This window comes from Allobosea sp., from assembly GCF_048595345.1.
GTDB lineage: Bacteria > Pseudomonadota > Alphaproteobacteria > Rhizobiales > Beijerinckiaceae > Allobosea.
In genome coordinates this window covers 1-15,403 of record NZ_JBMDWH010000099.1, presented here as the reverse complement: position 1 = coordinate 15,403, position 15,403 = coordinate 1, and the positions used below count along the sequence as shown (strand labels likewise).

Below are 15,403 nucleotides of genomic sequence, written 5' to 3'. Positions count from 1 at the left end.
ATGACCCCGCGCCTTGCCCCCCTGGCCGCTGCCGCCGGCCTCGCCCTCGTGCTGGCGGGCCCCGCCGGTGCCGCCTCCCCGCTCGACCTCGTCGCGCCCGTCGCCGCCTACAAGCAATATGTCTCGAAGGGCGTGGACCAGCTGGTGAAGGACACCAAGACCTTTACCGACGCGGTCAAGGCCGGCGACCTGCCCAGGGCCAAGGCACTCTATGCGCCGACGCGGGTTTCCTATGAGAAGATCGAGCCGGTGGCCGAGCTGTTCAGCGATCTCGACGGCAAGATCGATGCCCGCGCCGACGCCCATGAGAAGAAGGAGCTGGACCCCGACTTCACCGGCTTCCACCGGATCGAATACGGGCTCTTCGCCAAGAACAGCACAGAAGGGCTCGCCCCGATCGCCGACGGGCTGATGGCGGATGTGACCGAGCTGCAGGGCCGCATCAAGGGCCTGACCGTCCCGCCAGAGAAGATGGTCGGCGGCGCGGCCGTGCTGATCGAGGAGGTCGCGGCGACCAAGATCTCCGGCGAGGAGGACCGCTACAGCCACACCGATCTGTGGGATTTCCAGGCCAATATCGACGGCGCCAAGACCATCGTCGATCTGCTGCGCCCGCTGCTGATGAAGGGCGACAAGGCGCTGACGGCGAAGATCGACACCCAGTTCGCCACGGTCGACCGGACGCTGGCCAAGTACAAGCTCAAGGATGGCGGCTTCGAGACCTATGACAAGCTGACCGAGGCCGACCGCAAGGCGCTCGCCGCCACCATCACCGCGCTCGCGGAGGATCTGGCGAAGCTCAAGGGCGTGCTCGGCCTCGGCTGAGACAGGGCCGGGTCTCCTGCGGGCCTCTCGACGAAGGCGGTGCGATGGGCCAATGACGGGCCACGCATCGCCTTTTCCGCCCTGCCGAGATGATCCCGATGAGCGCCTTCCAAGCCCTTTCCGCCGTGCCGCATGGCCGCATCGCCCTGCTGGGCTGCCCGATCGAGGTGGGCGCCTCGCAGCGCGGCGCGCTGATGGGGCCGGCGGGGCTGCGCACGGCGGGGCTGGCGCGCGTGCTGGAAAGCCTCGGCTACCGCGTCGAGGATCATGGCGACATCCTGCCGCGCGATCTTGTCCCCGTCGCCGGGCCGGCGCCCGAGAATGCGCGCTTCTACACCGAGATCGCCGCCTGGATGCGCGCCCTCAGCGCCCGCTCCTATGAGGTAGCGCGCACGGGGGCGACGCCGATCTTCCTCGGCGGCGACCACAGCCTGTCCATGGGCTCGGTCAACGGGGTCGCGCGGCACTGGGCCGAGCAGGGCCGCAAGCTCTTCGTGCTCTGGCTCGATGCCCATGCCGACTACAACATGCCGGGGATCTCACCCTCCGGGAACATGCACGGCATGTCCTCGGCCTTTCTCTGCGGCGAAAGCGGCCTCGACGATCTGCTCGGCGCCGAGCCGCGCGCCTCGATCAGCCCCGCACAGCTCAGCCTCTTCGGCATCCGCTCGATCGACCCGCTCGAAAAAGCGGCGGTGAAGGCACGCGGCATCGACATCGCGGATATGCGCGCCATCGACGAGCATGGCGTCGGCGTCCTGATCCGCCGGGTGATCGAGAAGGTGCGGGCCGCCGACGGCGTGCTGCACGTCTCCTTCGACGTCGATTTCCTCGACCCACCGCTGGCGCCGGGCGTCGGCACCACCGTGCCGGGCGGCGCGACCTATCGCGAGGCGCATCTGGTCATGGAGCTGCTGCACGATTCCGGGCTCGTGCGCTCGATGGACATCGTCGAGCTCAACCCTTTCCTCGACGATCGCGGCCAGACGGCGCGGCTGGCGGTGGAACTGGCGGCCAGCCTCTTCGGCCAGCAGATCACCGACCGCCCGACGCCGACCAACGCGATCGCGGCGGGCTGAAAACCTAAAGCGCGACGGTGCCTGACATCGCGGGGGGAACCGTGCCATCACCAAGACGGCCGCAGCGTCTCTTCACACGGCCAGCGCCATGCCGTCCTTGCGGTTGTCGGAGGCACCGAACATCACGCCGCGAGCGTGATCGACCCAGATCGCCTGGCAGCCGCCGATCGCCTCCTGCGACCAGGCGACGTCATGGCCGCGCGCTTTCAGATCCGCCGCGACGGCCTCCGGGATCGTCGTCTCCAGCGTGAGCTTGCCGTCATAGGCGAAGCTGCGCGGGGCGTCGCAGGCCTGCTGCGGATCGAGCCCGCGGTCGAGGATGCCGGAGACGAAATGGGCATGGCCCGTCGCCTGATACTGCCCGCCCATCACGCCCATCGGCATTACCGCCTTGCCGTCCTTGGCGAGCATGCCCGGAATGATGGTGTGGAAGGGGCGCTTGCGCGGGGCGATGGCGTTGGGGTGGCCTTCGATCAGGCGGAAGCCCGAACCGCGGTTCTGAAGCATAACGCCGGACTTCGCGGCATAGATGCCGCTGCCGAAGCCCGAGAACAGCGAGTTGATGAAGGAGATCATGTTGCCGTCGCGATCGACGACGCAGAGATAGATCGTGTCCTTGTGCAGCGGCATGTCGAAGGCCTCGGGCTTCGCGGCGCGCTCCAGGCTGATCTGCGCCCGCAGCCTGCCGACGAACTCCTCCGAGAGGAAGCGCTCGGTGTCGAAGGGGCTTACGGCCGGGTCGGCGACGAGCGCATCGCGCTGGCGGTAACCGGCCTTGGTCGCCTCGGCCAGGATGTGAATGCGGTCGGCCTCGCTCAGCTTGGTATCGCTCAGGTCGAAGCCGGCGAGGATGCGCGTGATCAGCAGAGCTGCGATGCCCTGCCCGTTGGGCGGGCACTCCCACAGGCGATGATCGCGATAATCGGCACCGATCGGCGCGACATCGTCGGAGCGGGTGGCGGCGAGGTCCTCGAGCGCCATCAGGCTGCCGGCGCCGTTCAGCACCGCGACGATCTCCTCGGCGACCTCGCCCTCGTAGAAGGCGGCGCGGCCCTCGCGGGCGATGCGGCGAAGAGTCCGCCCGAGGGCCGGATGCAGCATTTTGTCGCCCACGGCCGGCGCCTTGCCGCCCGGCAGATAGACGGCATTGCCGAGGCCGTGCTTCTCGATGCGACCGCGGTTCTTCTCCCAGTCGAGCGCGACGCGCGGCGTCACGAGGAAGCCTTCCTCGGCGGCACGGATGGCGGGGGCGAAGACCTCCTCCAGACTCTTGCTGCCATGGGCTTCCATCAGCCGGCACCAGGCGTCGATGGCGCCCGGCACGGTGACGGCATGGGCCGAATCCGCCGCGATGGACGTCAGGCCCTGATCGAGGAACCAGCCGAGCTCGGCCTTGGCGGGCGCGCGGCCGGAGCCGTTGAGCGCGACCATTTCGCCGCCGGCGGGGGCATAGATCGCAAAGCAGTCGCCGCCGATGCCGGTCATGTGCGGATCGACCACCGCCTGCACCGCCACCGCCGCGATGGCGGCGTCGACCGCATTGCCGCCGGCGCGCAGGATATCGACCGCCGCCAGCGTCGCGGCCGGGTGCGAGGTCGCGGCCATGCCCTTGTCGCCGACCGCCAAAGAGCGCCCCGGCGCCATGAAATCGCGAATGCCCCAGTTTTCCATCCGTCCCTCTCCATGGCGCTTGCCTTGCGCTTTCCCGACCGGCTGTGCCGCCTGCGGGGCGCGCTGGCAATCCCCGTGCCGTGCATGGCCGGGGCGCAGCCGGCAGGGTTACAGGCAAGAGCGCATGGCGCAATTGTGCCGCGCAGCAAGCCGCATCCCCCCGGAGTCCTTCATGTCCCCCGCCCCCGCCAAGGATGCCGCAGCGTCGGGGCAGACGCGGCTCTCGACGCCGCTGCTCGTCCTCGTGGCGATCGCGACCGGCGCCTTCGTCGCCAACATCTATTACGCGCAGCCGCTCATCGCCTCGATCGCGCCCGAGATCGGCATCTCGCCGGATCTCGCCGGCGCCATCGTCGGCGTGACGCAGATCGGCTATGGTGCCGGACTCTTCTTCCTCGTTTCGCTGGCCGATCTCGTCGAGAACAAGAGGCTGGTGCTCGGCGCGATCGGCGTCACCAGCCTGGCCCTGGTCGGCATCGCCTTGGCCGGCAGCGTGACGCCCTTCCTGCTGGCCAGCTTCGCGATCGGGCTGTCGGCAACCGGCGCGCAGGTGCTGGTTCCGTTCATGGCCCATCTGGCGCCGGAGGAGCGGCGCGGCGCCGTCGTCGGCAAGGTGATGGCGGGTCTGCTCACCGGGATCATGCTGGCGCGGCCGGCCGCCCTGTTCATTTCGGCGAGCTTCGGCTGGCGGGCGGTGTTCCTCAGCTCGGCCGTGCTGATGCTGGCGATCGGCGCCGGTCTCGCCCGGATGATGCCGCGCTACAAGCCGCAAGGCGGGCTGCATTACGGGCAGATCCTCGCCTCGATGGCAGGGTTGCTCCGCGACATTCCTGTCCTGCGCTGGCGCGCCGCCTACCAGATGCTGATGTTTGCCGGCTTCAACATGCTCTGGACGGCGGCGCCGATGATGCTGACCGAGCGCTTCGGCCTGTCCGAGCACGGCATCGGCCTCTTCGCGCTCGCCGGAGCGGGCGGAGCGCTGGCGGCTCCGCTGGCCGGGCACCTGGCCGATCGCGGCCATTCCCGGCTGGCGACGGGCGGGGCAATGCTGACGCTGGCGCTCTGTTTCCTGGGCTCCGGCTGGGCGGTGGCGAGCCTCCTGCTGGCGGCGCTGGTCGTCTTCGTCGTGCTGCTGGATGCCGCGGTGCAGATGACCCAGGTGACCAGCCAGCGCGCCATTTTCTCCGTCGCCGCCGCGATGCGCGGGCGCGCCAACGCCATCTACATGACCATCACCTTCATGGGCGGGGCGCTGGGTTCGGTCCTCGGCGCGCTGACCTATCACGCCGGCGGCTGGAACCTCACGGCGCTGACGGGGGCCGGCATGGGGCTCGCGCTGCTCGTCCTCTTCGCCTGCGAGCGGCGTTTCGGCCTCAGCGCCGCCGCCTGATCGCTCAGCCCGGCTCCGTCTTACGCCCGCTGGCGAGCCCACTCTTGACAGAATTGCAATGTTATAATGTATCATTTCTTTATTGCAGCGATACGAGTTCCGTCATGTCCGCTTCCGAGCTTTTCATCGACCGGCGCCTGCCGGTCACGGTGCTGTCCGGCTTTCTCGGCGCCGGCAAGACCACCCTGCTGAACCACATCCTCAACAACCGCGAAGGCCGGCGCGTCGCGGTGATCGTCAACGACATGAGCGAGGTCAACATCGACGCGGACCTGGTGCGCGAGGGCGGCGCCAACCTCTCCCAAACCGAGGAGCGGCTGGTGGAGATGACCAATGGCTGCATCTGCTGCACGCTGCGCGACGACCTGCTGACCGAAGTGCGCCGCCTCGCCAGCGAGAAGGCCTTCGACTATCTCCTGATCGAGGGCACGGGCGTCGCCGAGCCGCTGCCGATCGCGGCAACCTTCTCCTTCCGGGACGAGCAGGACCATGCGCTCGACGACGTCGCACGGCTGGACACGATGGTGACGGTGGTCGACGCGCTCAACCTGCTGAAGGACTATGAGAGCCGCGACTTCCTGAGCGACCGGGGCGAGACCGCCGGCCAGGGCGACGAGCGGACGCTGGTCGATCTCCTGGTCGAGCAGATCGAGTTCGCCGATATGGTGGTGATCAACAAGGCCGGCGAGGCTTCGGCGCAGGAGCTTGAGGCGGTGCGGCTCGTGGTGCGCGGCCTCAATGCCGATGCCCGCATCGTCGAGGCCGATTTCGGGCGGGTGCCGCTGGCACAGGTGCTCGATACGCGGCTCTACAGCGAAGACAAGGCGCAACAGCATCCACTCTGGCACAAGGAGCTCTACGGCGCCCATGAGCATGTGCCGGAGACCGAGGAATACGGCATCCGCTCCTTCGTCTACCGGGCGAGGCGGCCGTTCCACCCGGCCAGGCTGCATGATTTCATGAACCGGCGCTGGCCGGGGCTGATCCGCGCCAAGGGGCATTTCTGGCTGGCGACGCGGCCGGACTGGGTCGGCGAATATTCGCTGGCGGGGCGCATCACCCGCACCGAGGGCATGGGCCGCTGGTGGGCCACCGTGCCGAAGGATCGCTGGCCGCGCTCGGAGGAATTCCAGTCGCTGATGCGCCGGCACTGGTCGCCGAGCTGGGGCGACCGGCGTCAGGAGATGGTGTTCATCGGCGGCCCGCAGATGGACGAGTCGGCGATCCGCGCCGCGCTCGATGCCTGCCTCGCCGGCAGCGTCTCGACCGGGATGACCCAGTCGCTGCTGGCGCTGGACGACCCCTTTCCGCAATGGGAGCGGAGCGCGGCCTGAGCCGTCAGGCCGCGGGCGCGGGCCTGGAACGCGCAGGGCGTGGTCCGCGGAAGGGGCGGGCCACCCTAAAGGACGGCCAGCATGCCGCCATCGACATAGATGATCTGGCCGTTGACATAGTCGGAGGCCGGGGCGGCGAGGAACACCGCGGCACCGATCAGCTCATCCGGGCGGCCCCAGCGCTTCGAGGGCGTGCGGCCCTTGACCCAGGCGTCGAAGGTCGGGTTGGCGATCAGCGCCTCGTTCATGTCGGTCAGCATGTAGCCGGGGCCGATGGCATTGGCCTGGATGCCGTGCTCGGCCCATTCGGCCGCCATCGCCTGCGTCAGCATCTTGATACCGCCCTTGGCGACCGTATAGGGCGCGACGGTGGCGCGGGCGAGCGCGCTGGTCAGCGAGCCGATATTGATGACCTTGCCGGCCCCACGCGCGATCATGCGCTTGGCGGCCTCGCGCCCGATCATGAAGGCCGAGGTCAGGTTGGTGTCGATGACGCGCTGCCAATCGGCGGTGGCGAGTTCCACCATCGGCTTGCGGAACTGGATGCCGGCATTGTTGACGAGAATGTCGACGGCGATCCCGGCCTCGTCGAAGCGCTCGAAGGCGGCGACGACCTGCGCCTCTGCGGTCACGTCGAAAGCGGCGGCATCGGCCTCGTAGCCGGCCTGACGCATCTCCTTCACCGCGGCATCGACGCGCGCGGCATCGGTGCCGTTGACGAGGATACGGGCTCCGGCCTGGGCCAGGCCCTCCGCCATGGCGCGGCCGAGACCGCGCGAGGAGCCGGTGACGAGGGCCGTGCGGCCGGTGAGATCGAAAAGGGGATTGGTCATCGGCGTCGTCCTCACAGGCTCGAACGGCGCACGGTCAGGTCCGAGCGCTCGAACACGGCCGGCAGCAATTCGACGCCGAGGCCGGGCGCCTCCATCGGATAGACATAGCCGCCCTCGATGCGCGGCATCTCGGTGACCAGTTCCTTGTACCAGCCGGTGTAGAAGGCCCGCACCGATTCCTGGATCAGCGTGTTGGGCTGGCTGAAGGAGGCGTGGATCGCGGCGATGAAGCCGACGGGCCCGATGCAGTCATGGGGCGCGAAGGGGCGGTGATAGGTTTCCGCCATCGCCGCGATCTTGCGACCTTCGGTCAGGCCGCCGGTCCAGCACAGATCGGCCATCACCACATGCATCGCGTCGCGGTCGAGCATGTCCTTGTAGGGGAAGCGCGAGCCCAGCGTCTCGCTCGCCGTCACCGAGACGGTGGTGGAGCGGGCGAATTCCGCCAGCGCCTGCGGCGAGTTCATCCGGATCGGGTCCTCGTACCAGCTCGGCTGGTATTGCTCGAGCACGCGGGCGATCTTGATCGCGGTCGGCAGGTTCCAGAGCGAGTGGAACTCGACCATGATCTCCATCCTGTCGCCGACGGCCTTGCGGATCTTCTCGAAGGGCTCGCAGGCCTTGCGCATCTGCTCGGGCGTGATGAACAGGCCCTGGTTCTCGATGGCGGGCGGGTCGAAGGGCCAGATCTTCATCGCCGTGATGCCGCTGGCCAGCAGGCTCTCGGCGACCTCGTCGGCGCGGTTCATGAAGCCGTTCAGGTCCTCATAGGGGCCTTCTGCCGCTCCGAAATTCCAGGTCGAGACCGGCTTGATGTTGTGCGAGCGAACATAACCATAGCCGGCGCAGGTGTTGTAGATTCGCTGCCTGTCGCGGCACAGGCCGCCGAGCATCTGATGCACCGGCTGGCCGCAGACCTTGCCGAAAATGTCCCACAGCGCGATGTCCACCGCCGAGGTGGCGCGCGACTCGGCGCCCGTCGAGGCCTGGGCCATCGGCAGGTTGGTCATCTCCTTGTGCAGCGCCTCGATATGCAGGGGGTTCTTGCCGAGCAGGCGCATGGCGAGCGTGTCGTGCAGATGGCACTCCACCGCGGCCGCGCCATAGAAGGTTTCGCCGAGGCCGACGATGCCGGCATCGGTGTGGACGCGCACCCACAGGACATTGGCGAACTCCTCGGTTCGCAGGGTCTCGATCGCTGTGATCTTCATCGGCGGCTCCCCCGGCAGCGGGATCTTGTTCGACTTTGGTCGAGCCCGCTTGTGCTTTTGAATGCGCCCCGCCGGCCCTAAGGTCGGGGGAGGCGACGCCGACCATAAGATCGCTTGTAAAATATCACAACATGTTTATCGTCCCATGGACGGGGCCACCAAGAGCCTGCCGGACGCAGCGAGGACGCTGGCCGGATCGCAGAGCGGGGAGAGACGATGGCCGATGCCAAGGCCCAGCCGCAATTGGTGGCTGCGGACGCGCTGGATCCGCCGCCACGGCGCAACCGGCTGAATTTCTTCGAGCTCGCCTATGAGCGCATCGAGGCGATGCTGATCGACTGCCAGCTCAGGCCGGGCCAGCAGCTGACCATGCAGGACCTGCAGGATCTGACGGGCTTCGGCCGCACGCCGGTTCATCACGCCGTGAGCCGCCTCGCCGCCGACACGCTGATCCTCGTGCGCCCGCGCCACGGGCTGCAGATCGCGCCGATCGACCTGGCGCGCGAGCGCATGCTGCTGAAGCTGCGCCGCGATCTGGAGCGCTTCGTGGCCCGCCTTGCTGCCGAGCGGGCCGGTCCGACCCATCGCAACCAGATGCTGCACATGGCGCGGCTGCTGCGCGACAAGCGGAACGAGATGACGCTGGCGGCCTTCAACCCGCTCGACCGGCGCATCGACCAGATGATCCTCTCGGCCGCCGGGGAGCCCTTTCTCGAACACACACTGCGGCCGCTGCACACGATCTTCCGGCGCATCGGGCACCTCTACCACAGCTATATCGCGACGCCGGACAATCTGCACGGCACCGTCGATCATCACCTGGCCCTGCTGAACGGCATCGCCGCCTCGCAGGTGGATCGCGCCGTCGCGGCTGCGGACGAACTCGTCGATTTCGTCGACCAGATGTTCGACGGCCTCGAACAGCGGATCGACCCCTCGCTGCTGGATTCCAGCATCGCGCCGCTTCTGCCACGCTAGCTTCACCCGAAACGAGACATGCGCATCATCTTCCATGGCGAGAACGCCGCCTCCTTCAGCCATGGCTTCGCCGAGCGCCTCGGCGAGCCGTCCGAGATCACGTTGCTGCCCGACATCCTCGCCAGCGAGGCGGACCGGGCGACCTATGCGGCGGCGCAGGCCATCATCGGCGTGAAATTCGATGCCAGCCTGCCGGTGCCGGCGGAGCTGAAGCTCTTCCATGTGCCGGGCGCCGGCTACGACATGGTCGACCTCTCGCTGCTGCCGGCGTCGGCGGCGGTTTGCAACTGCTTCGGCCACGAGCAGGCGATCGCGGAGTATGTGATGAGCGCGATCCTCGCCCGCGACATTCCGCTGGCCGATGCCGACAGCCGGCTCCGCCAGGGCGACTGGCGCTACTGGGCCGGCGCCCCGGAGCGGGTGCATGGAGAGATCGCGGGCAGGACCATCGGCCTGCTCGGCTTCGGCCATATCGGCAAGGCCATCGCGGCGCGTGCCAAGGCGTTCGAGATGACGGTCCATGTCGCCAATCGCAGCCCCGTCGCTGCCTCCGCGCTCGTCGACCGCGCCTTCACGCTCGATGCGCTGGCGGATTTCTGGGGCTCGGCCGACATCATCGTCGTCTCGGTGCCTCTGACCGAAGAGACGCGCGGCATCGTCGGAGCGGCCGCCTTCGCCGCCATGCGGCCGGATGCGATGGTGATCAATGTCGGACGCGGGCCGACCATCGACGAGCAGGCGCTCTACGAGGCGCTGAGGGACAAGCGCATCGGCGGTGCGGCGATCGATACATGGTATCGGTATCCCTCGGCTGGGGATGCGAGCCCTCAGCCGTCGAATCTGCCTTTTCAGGAGCTTTCAAACGTTTTAATGACGCCTCACATGTCCGGATGGACGAGCGGCACCATCAGCCGCAGGCAGGGGGTCATCGCCGACAACATCAGACGGCGTTTCGCGGGCGAGCCGCTCGTCAACGTGGTTCGCCAGGGCGCCTGATCCCCGTTCCCAGCTTCGAACCGGCCGCAAAGAGCCGGGTTCACGATCGGCGGCAGCGCCGCAGCAGAGAGGAAACGAACATGACCTTCTTCAAGCATCTCCGTGTCGCCGGCACGCTGCTGGCGCTCGGCGCCGGCATCCTGGCCGCCGGCCAGGCCTCGGCCCAATCGGTCAACGACATCGTCAAGCGCGGCAAGGTCCGCATCGGCGTGCTGATCGGCGCCCCGCCCTATGGCTCGGTCGATTCGACCGGCAACGCCATCGGCTACGATGCCGACGTCGCCACGCTGGTCGCCAAATATCTCGGCGTGCCGATGGAGGTGGTGCAGCTGACGCCGCCTTCGCGCATCCCGGCGCTGGAAGCGGGCAAGGTCGACTTCCTCGTCGCCACCCTCGCTCCCACGCCCGAGCGCGCCCGCGCCGTGATGTTCACCAGCCCCTACAGCGCCTTCCAGATGGGAATCTACGCCAAGAAGGGCACGCCGATCAAAACCTGGGCGGACCTGAAGGGCCGCACCGTCGGCGTCAACCGCGGCTCCAGCGTCGAGCGCGAATTCACCAATCGCGAGAAGGAACTGAACCTCAAGATCCTGCGCTTCGAAGACGACGCCACCACCATGCAGGCGCTGTTCTCCGGCCAGGTCGAGGCGATCGCCGGCCCGGACGCCCAGGCCAATGCGGCCATCAAGGCGCGCGGCGAGACCGAAACCGAGGTGAAGTTCTTCTTCGGCATGCAGCCGAACTCGATGACCGTCCGCAAGGACGCCTTCGAGCTGAAGCAGTGGCTCGACAACGTGATCTACTACATCAAGCAGAACGGCGAGCTGAACGCGATCTCGGAGAAGTGGGTCGGCGGTCCGCTGCCGCAGCTCCCGACCTTCTGAGCCACGCCGCGCCCGCAAGGGCCTGATCTCGAACGCCGGCGGACCCGATCCGCCGGCGTCTTAGCCAAGGCGAGGATCTCCTGCCGATGCAATTCCAGTTCGAGCCGGTCATCGCCGAGAGCGACCGGATCATTCAGGGCGTCCTGCTGACGATCGGCCTGTCCTTCGGCGCGATCCTGCTGGGGCTCACGCTCGCCGTGCTGCTCGTCGCGGCCAAGAGCCTGCTCGGCCGCTGGGTCGGCCTGCTGGTCGATGCTTATGTCGAGCTGATGCGCAACACGCCCTTCCTCGTCCAGCTCTTCATGCTCTTCTTCGGCCTGCCGCTGATCGGCATCCGCCTCGCTGGGACCGAAGCGGCGCTGCTGGCGATGACGCTCAATCTCGGTGCCTATGCGACGGAGATCATCCGCGCCGGCGTCGATTCGATCCATAAGTCGCAGCTGGAAGCCGGGCTCTCGCTGGCGATGACGAAGCGCCAGGTGTTCCAGCACGTCGTGCTGATGCCGGCGCTGGCGCGCGTCTGGCCGGCACTGTCCTCGCAATTCGTGCTGATGCTGCTGGCCTCCTCGATCTGCTCCTTCATCGCCGTGCCGGAGCTTTCGGGCACCGCCGCGATCATCGAGCAGAACACCTTCCGCAGCTTCGAGACCTACATCATCGTGACCATCATCTATCTGGTGCTGGCGCTCTCGCTGAAGATCGGGCTCAATTTTCTCGGCCGCGCCATCTTCCCCCGGGTCTCCAGCGTCGATCGTCTCGACGCCAAGGCGGAGGCCGCCTGATGTCGACCTTCGGCTGGCCTGAAGTCCTCTTCCTGCTGCGCGCCGCGGGCTGGACGCTACTGCTCACCGCGATCGCTTTCCTGATCGGCGGGGCGATCGGCGGCGTCTTCGCGATCATGCGGCTCTCGCGCATCAAGATCGTGCGGCGCATCGCCTCGACCTACATCCTGGTCATCCAGTCGATCCCGGTGCTCATGGTGCTGTTCATGAGCTATTACGGGCTGTCGGTGATCGGCTTCGAGCTGCCGCCCTTCCTGGCGGCGTCCGCCTCGCTCGCGATCTATGTCAGCGCCTATCTCGCCGAGATCTGGCGCGGCTCGATCGAATCCGTGCCGTTCCAGCAATGGGAGGCCTCCTCCTCGCTGGCGCATTCGCGGGCGCAGACCTATCGCTACGTCATCCTGCCGCAGGCGATCCGCATCTCGCTGCCGCCGACGGTCGGCTTCCTCGTCCAGCTGGTGAAGAACACCTCGATCGTCTCGGTGGTCGGCTTCGTCGAGCTCGCTCGCGCCGGACAGCTGGTCAACAACGCGACCTTCGATTCCTTCCGGGTCTTCGGCTTGGTGGCGCTGATCTATTTCGCGATCTGCTTCCCGCTCTCCCGGCTCAGCCGCCATCTCGAAAAGGTGATGAATGCCAGCCGTTCTCATTGAAGACGTCCATAAGAGCTACGGCAAGCTCGAGGTCCTGAAGGGCGTTTCGCTTTCGGTCGAGACCGGGCAGGTCGTGGCGCTGATCGGCCGCTCGGGCTCGGGCAAATCGACGCTGCTGCGCTGCATCAACGGGCTGGAGGCCTTCCAGTCCGGCCGGATCGAGGTGGCGGGTCACAAGCTCGACCAGGACCCCAAGCATCTGCGCGAGCTGCGCAAGGATGTCGGCATCGTCTTCCAGAGCTATAACCTGTTCCCACACCTCACCGTGGGGCAGAACATCATGCTCTCGCCGCGCATCACCAAGAACGTGCCGCAGCCGCAGGCGCAGGCGCTGGCCAAGGACGTGCTGGCGCAGGTCGGCCTCTCCGACAAGTTCGACAGCTATCCGGACAATCTCTCCGGCGGCCAGCAGCAACGCGTCGCCATCGCCCGCTCGCTGGCGATGCAGCCCAAGGTGATGCTGTTCGACGAGGTGACCTCGGCGCTCGACCCGGAACTCACCGGCGAGGTGCTGCTCGTGATGGAGAAGCTCGCCAAGGGCGGCATGACGATGATCCTCGTCACGCACGAGATGAACTTCGCCCGCAACGTCGCCAACACCACGATCTTCATGCATCAGGGCAAGATCTGGGAGCAGGGTCCGTCGAAGGAGCTGTTCGCCAACCCGCAGACGCCGGAACTGCGCGGCTTCGTCACCGCCGGCGCTCATTGATTCCCGGGAAGCCTGGGGCGCCGCCTCAGGCTTCCGGCCGCGCCAGGCGGCCTTCCTCGGCCTTGTGAACATATTGCGAGGCGACGAGCCAGCCCTTGAGCGGCTGCAGCGGCGGGATGCAGGTTAGGAGGATCAGCGGCAGGGTCGTCACCAGATGCACCCAGCTCGGCGGATCGTAGGTCAGCTCCAGCCAGAGCGGAAAGGCGACCGCCGGCACGCAGACGAACATCATCACGAAGAAGGCCGGGCCATCCGCCGGGTCGGCGAAGGAATAGTCGAGTCCGCAGGCCTCGCAACGGGGCTTGATCTTCAGGAAGCCCTCGAACATCCGCCCCTGGCCGCAGCGCGGGCAGCGGCCGCGAAGCCCGGTCTGCAAGGGTGATAGGGTCGGCCATTCGGTCTGGGCAGGCATGATCAATCTCGCGATGAGGCGCCTTGCTTCGGCGTCTGGTCAGGAGATCGCGTCGCGCTTGCTCCATATCAAGGCGCCAGCTTGACGCTGCGCCGATAAGCCGCGCCGGCTAGATATGCAGTGCGTGGCCGAGCGCCTTCATCGCCGCTTCCGGGAAGGCCTCGCCGAGCGTCGGATGCGCGTGGATGGTGCCGGCGACGTCCTGCAGCGTCGCGCCCATCTCGACGGCGAGGCCGAAGGCGGCCGACAGTTCCGAGGCGCCCTGCCCCACGGCCTGGATGCCGAGCACGAGATCGTTGCGGGCATCCGCCACGACCCGAACGAAGCCGGCCTCGGCGTGGCGCGTCATGGCGCGGCCATTGGCCTGGAACGGGAACTGGCCGATCTTGGGCTCAAAGCCCGCCGCCTTCGCCTGCCCGGGCGAGAGGCCGACCGAGACGATCTCGGGATCGGTGAAGCAGATCGCAGGCATCGCCCGCTTGTCCCAGGCGCGGGCTAAGCCGGCCACGATCTCGGCCACCATCTCGCCCTGTGCCATGGCGCGATGGGCCAGCATCGGCTCACCGGTGACGTCGCCGATAGCGTAGATGCCGCGCATCGCCGTCTCGCAGCGCTCGCCGATCCGGATGAAGCGGCCATCCATGTCCAGCACGAGGTTCTCGAGCCCTAGACCCTCGGTCACCGGCTTGCGGCCGACCGTAACGAGGATCTTGTCCGCCGGCAGCTCGCGCTCGCGACCCTCGGCGGTCTCAATCCGCAAACCGTCTCCCTTCGCCGTCTGACCCAGCGCCTTGGCGCCAAGCAGCACCTCGACGCCCAGCGACGTCAACCGCTTGGCGACGGGCCCCGTCAGCTCGGCATCGTAGAGCGGCAAAACCTTGTCCTGCGCCTCCACGACGGTGACCTTGGCGCCGAGCTTGGCGAAAGCGGTGCCGAGTTCGAGCCCGATATAGCCGCCGCCGACCACGACGAGGCGCTTCGGAACCTCCGTCAGCGCCAGCGCGCCGGTCGAGGAGATTACATTGCCGCCGAAGCGCAGAAAGGGCAGCTCGACCGGGGCCGAGCCGGTCGCGATGACGATCGCCTCGGCATGGATCGTCTTCGGCCCGGTCTCGGTCTCGACGACCACGGTCTTGCCGTCGCGGAAGCGGGCGCGGCCCTGGACGATCTTGACCCTGGCCTTGCGCAGCAGGCCGGCCACACCGTTGTTGAGGCGCTGGACGACGCCGTCCTTCCAGGCGATGGCCTGCTTCAGATCGAGCTTCGGCTCGGCCGCAGTCAGCCCGAAAGGCGTCCTGCCGGCAGCGGCCTCGGCCGCCTTCTCGAACTCCTCGGCGACATGGATCATCGCCTTGGAGGGGATGCAGCCGACATTGAGACAGGAGCCGCCGAGCTTGCCGCTCTCGACGACGACGGTGTCGAGGCCGAGCTGTCCGGCACGGATGGCGCAGACATAGCCGCCGGGACCGGCGCCGATGACGAGGAGCTTGCAGGTGATGTCGGTCATCGCAGGCTCCTCACAGATCCACGAAGAGCATGGCAGGCGTCTCCAGCAGCTCCTTCAGCCGCTGCACGAACACCGCCGCGTCCCAGCCGTCGATGACGCGGTGGTCGAAGCTGGAGGAGAGGTTCATCATCTTGCG

The 15,403-nt window shown here is 67.5% G+C and carries 16 protein-coding genes; 10 read left to right on the top strand and 6 right to left on the bottom strand.

What is annotated here, in order from left to right; all coding sequences use genetic code 11:
- Both efeO and rocF read left to right on the top strand, forming a co-directional pair.
- Positions 1 to 825 carry an iron uptake system protein EfeO gene (gene efeO / locus ACOJTB_RS10265; RefSeq protein WP_420102425.1) on the top strand — a complete coding sequence of 275 codons (825 nt, stop codon included), beginning with the start codon at positions 1 to 3 and terminating at the stop codon, positions 823 to 825.
- 98 nt (positions 826 to 923) lie between these two features.
- Positions 924 to 1,904, top strand: coding sequence for an arginase (gene rocF, locus ACOJTB_RS10260; protein ID WP_420102424.1), 981 nt, complete (start codon positions 924 to 926; stop codon positions 1,902 to 1,904).
- Between the two features lie 72 nt (positions 1,905 to 1,976).
- Here the strand turns inward: rocF and ggt are convergent, their stop codons facing one another.
- Positions 1,977 to 3,575, bottom strand: coding sequence for a gamma-glutamyltransferase (ggt, locus tag ACOJTB_RS10255; RefSeq protein WP_420102423.1), 1,599 nt, complete (start codon positions 3,573 to 3,575; stop codon positions 1,977 to 1,979).
- Positions 3,576 to 3,747: 172 nt separating this feature from the next.
- Between ggt and ACOJTB_RS10250 the strand changes: the two genes are divergently transcribed.
- Positions 3,748 to 4,965, top strand: a complete 1,218-nt coding sequence (locus ACOJTB_RS10250; RefSeq protein WP_420102422.1) for an MFS transporter — start codon at positions 3,748 to 3,750, stop codon at positions 4,963 to 4,965.
- Between the two features lie 104 nt (positions 4,966 to 5,069).
- A complete protein-coding gene (locus ACOJTB_RS10245; protein ID WP_420102421.1) occupies positions 5,070 to 6,299 on the top strand; it encodes a GTP-binding protein in 1,230 nt (409 codons plus the stop codon).
- 65 nt (positions 6,300 to 6,364) lie between these two features.
- Here the strand turns inward: ACOJTB_RS10245 and ACOJTB_RS10240 are convergent, their stop codons facing one another.
- Both ACOJTB_RS10240 and ACOJTB_RS10235 read right to left on the bottom strand, forming a co-directional pair.
- On the bottom strand, positions 6,365 to 7,132 hold the full coding sequence (locus ACOJTB_RS10240) for an SDR family oxidoreductase (RefSeq protein ID WP_420102420.1): 768 nt from the start codon (positions 7,130 to 7,132) through the stop codon (positions 6,365 to 6,367).
- Positions 7,133 to 7,143: 11 nt separating this feature from the next.
- Complete coding sequence (locus tag ACOJTB_RS10235; RefSeq protein WP_420102419.1) at positions 7,144 to 8,343, bottom strand: mandelate racemase/muconate lactonizing enzyme family protein; 1,200 nt, start codon at positions 8,341 to 8,343, stop codon at positions 7,144 to 7,146.
- A gap of 216 nt (positions 8,344 to 8,559) precedes the next feature.
- Between ACOJTB_RS10235 and ACOJTB_RS10230 the strand changes: the two genes are divergently transcribed.
- From ACOJTB_RS10230 to ACOJTB_RS10205, 6 genes are all read left to right on the top strand, one after another.
- Complete coding sequence (locus ACOJTB_RS10230) at positions 8,560 to 9,321, top strand: GntR family transcriptional regulator (protein ID WP_420102418.1); 762 nt, start codon at positions 8,560 to 8,562, stop codon at positions 9,319 to 9,321.
- Between the two features lie 18 nt (positions 9,322 to 9,339).
- A complete protein-coding gene (locus ACOJTB_RS10225; protein WP_420102417.1) occupies positions 9,340 to 10,317 on the top strand; it encodes a 2-hydroxyacid dehydrogenase in 978 nt (325 codons plus the stop codon).
- A gap of 80 nt (positions 10,318 to 10,397) precedes the next feature.
- On the top strand, positions 10,398 to 11,201 hold the full coding sequence (locus ACOJTB_RS10220) for a transporter substrate-binding domain-containing protein (RefSeq protein WP_420102416.1): 804 nt from the start codon (positions 10,398 to 10,400) through the stop codon (positions 11,199 to 11,201).
- Positions 11,202 to 11,281: 80 nt separating this feature from the next.
- A complete protein-coding gene (locus ACOJTB_RS10215; RefSeq protein WP_420102439.1) occupies positions 11,282 to 11,983 on the top strand; it encodes an amino acid ABC transporter permease in 702 nt (233 codons plus the stop codon).
- Positions 11,983 to 12,636, top strand: coding sequence for an amino acid ABC transporter permease (locus ACOJTB_RS10210; protein ID WP_420102415.1), 654 nt, complete (start codon positions 11,983 to 11,985; stop codon positions 12,634 to 12,636). Before ACOJTB_RS10215 ends, ACOJTB_RS10210 begins: the two co-directional genes overlap by 1 nt.
- The gene (locus tag ACOJTB_RS10205; RefSeq protein WP_420102414.1) at positions 12,617 to 13,348 is read left to right on the top strand and encodes an amino acid ABC transporter ATP-binding protein; all 732 of its coding nucleotides are present in this window, start codon (positions 12,617 to 12,619) and stop codon (positions 13,346 to 13,348) included. Before ACOJTB_RS10210 ends, ACOJTB_RS10205 begins: the two co-directional genes overlap by 20 nt.
- A gap of 25 nt (positions 13,349 to 13,373) precedes the next feature.
- On the opposite strand, the gene ACOJTB_RS10200 is transcribed toward ACOJTB_RS10205, so the two are convergent.
- The 3 genes from ACOJTB_RS10200 to ACOJTB_RS10190 all read right to left on the bottom strand — a co-directional run.
- On the bottom strand, positions 13,374 to 13,760 hold the full coding sequence (locus ACOJTB_RS10200; protein WP_420102413.1) for a DUF983 domain-containing protein: 387 nt from the start codon (positions 13,758 to 13,760) through the stop codon (positions 13,374 to 13,376).
- 109 nt (positions 13,761 to 13,869) lie between these two features.
- The gene (gene lpdA / locus ACOJTB_RS10195; protein WP_420102412.1) at positions 13,870 to 15,267 is read right to left on the bottom strand and encodes a dihydrolipoyl dehydrogenase; all 1,398 of its coding nucleotides are present in this window, start codon (positions 15,265 to 15,267) and stop codon (positions 13,870 to 13,872) included.
- Positions 15,268 to 15,277: 10 nt separating this feature from the next.
- A partial coding sequence (locus ACOJTB_RS10190) for a 2-oxo acid dehydrogenase subunit E2 (protein ID WP_420102438.1) occupies positions 15,278 to 15,403 on the bottom strand: 126 nt, incomplete at its 5' end.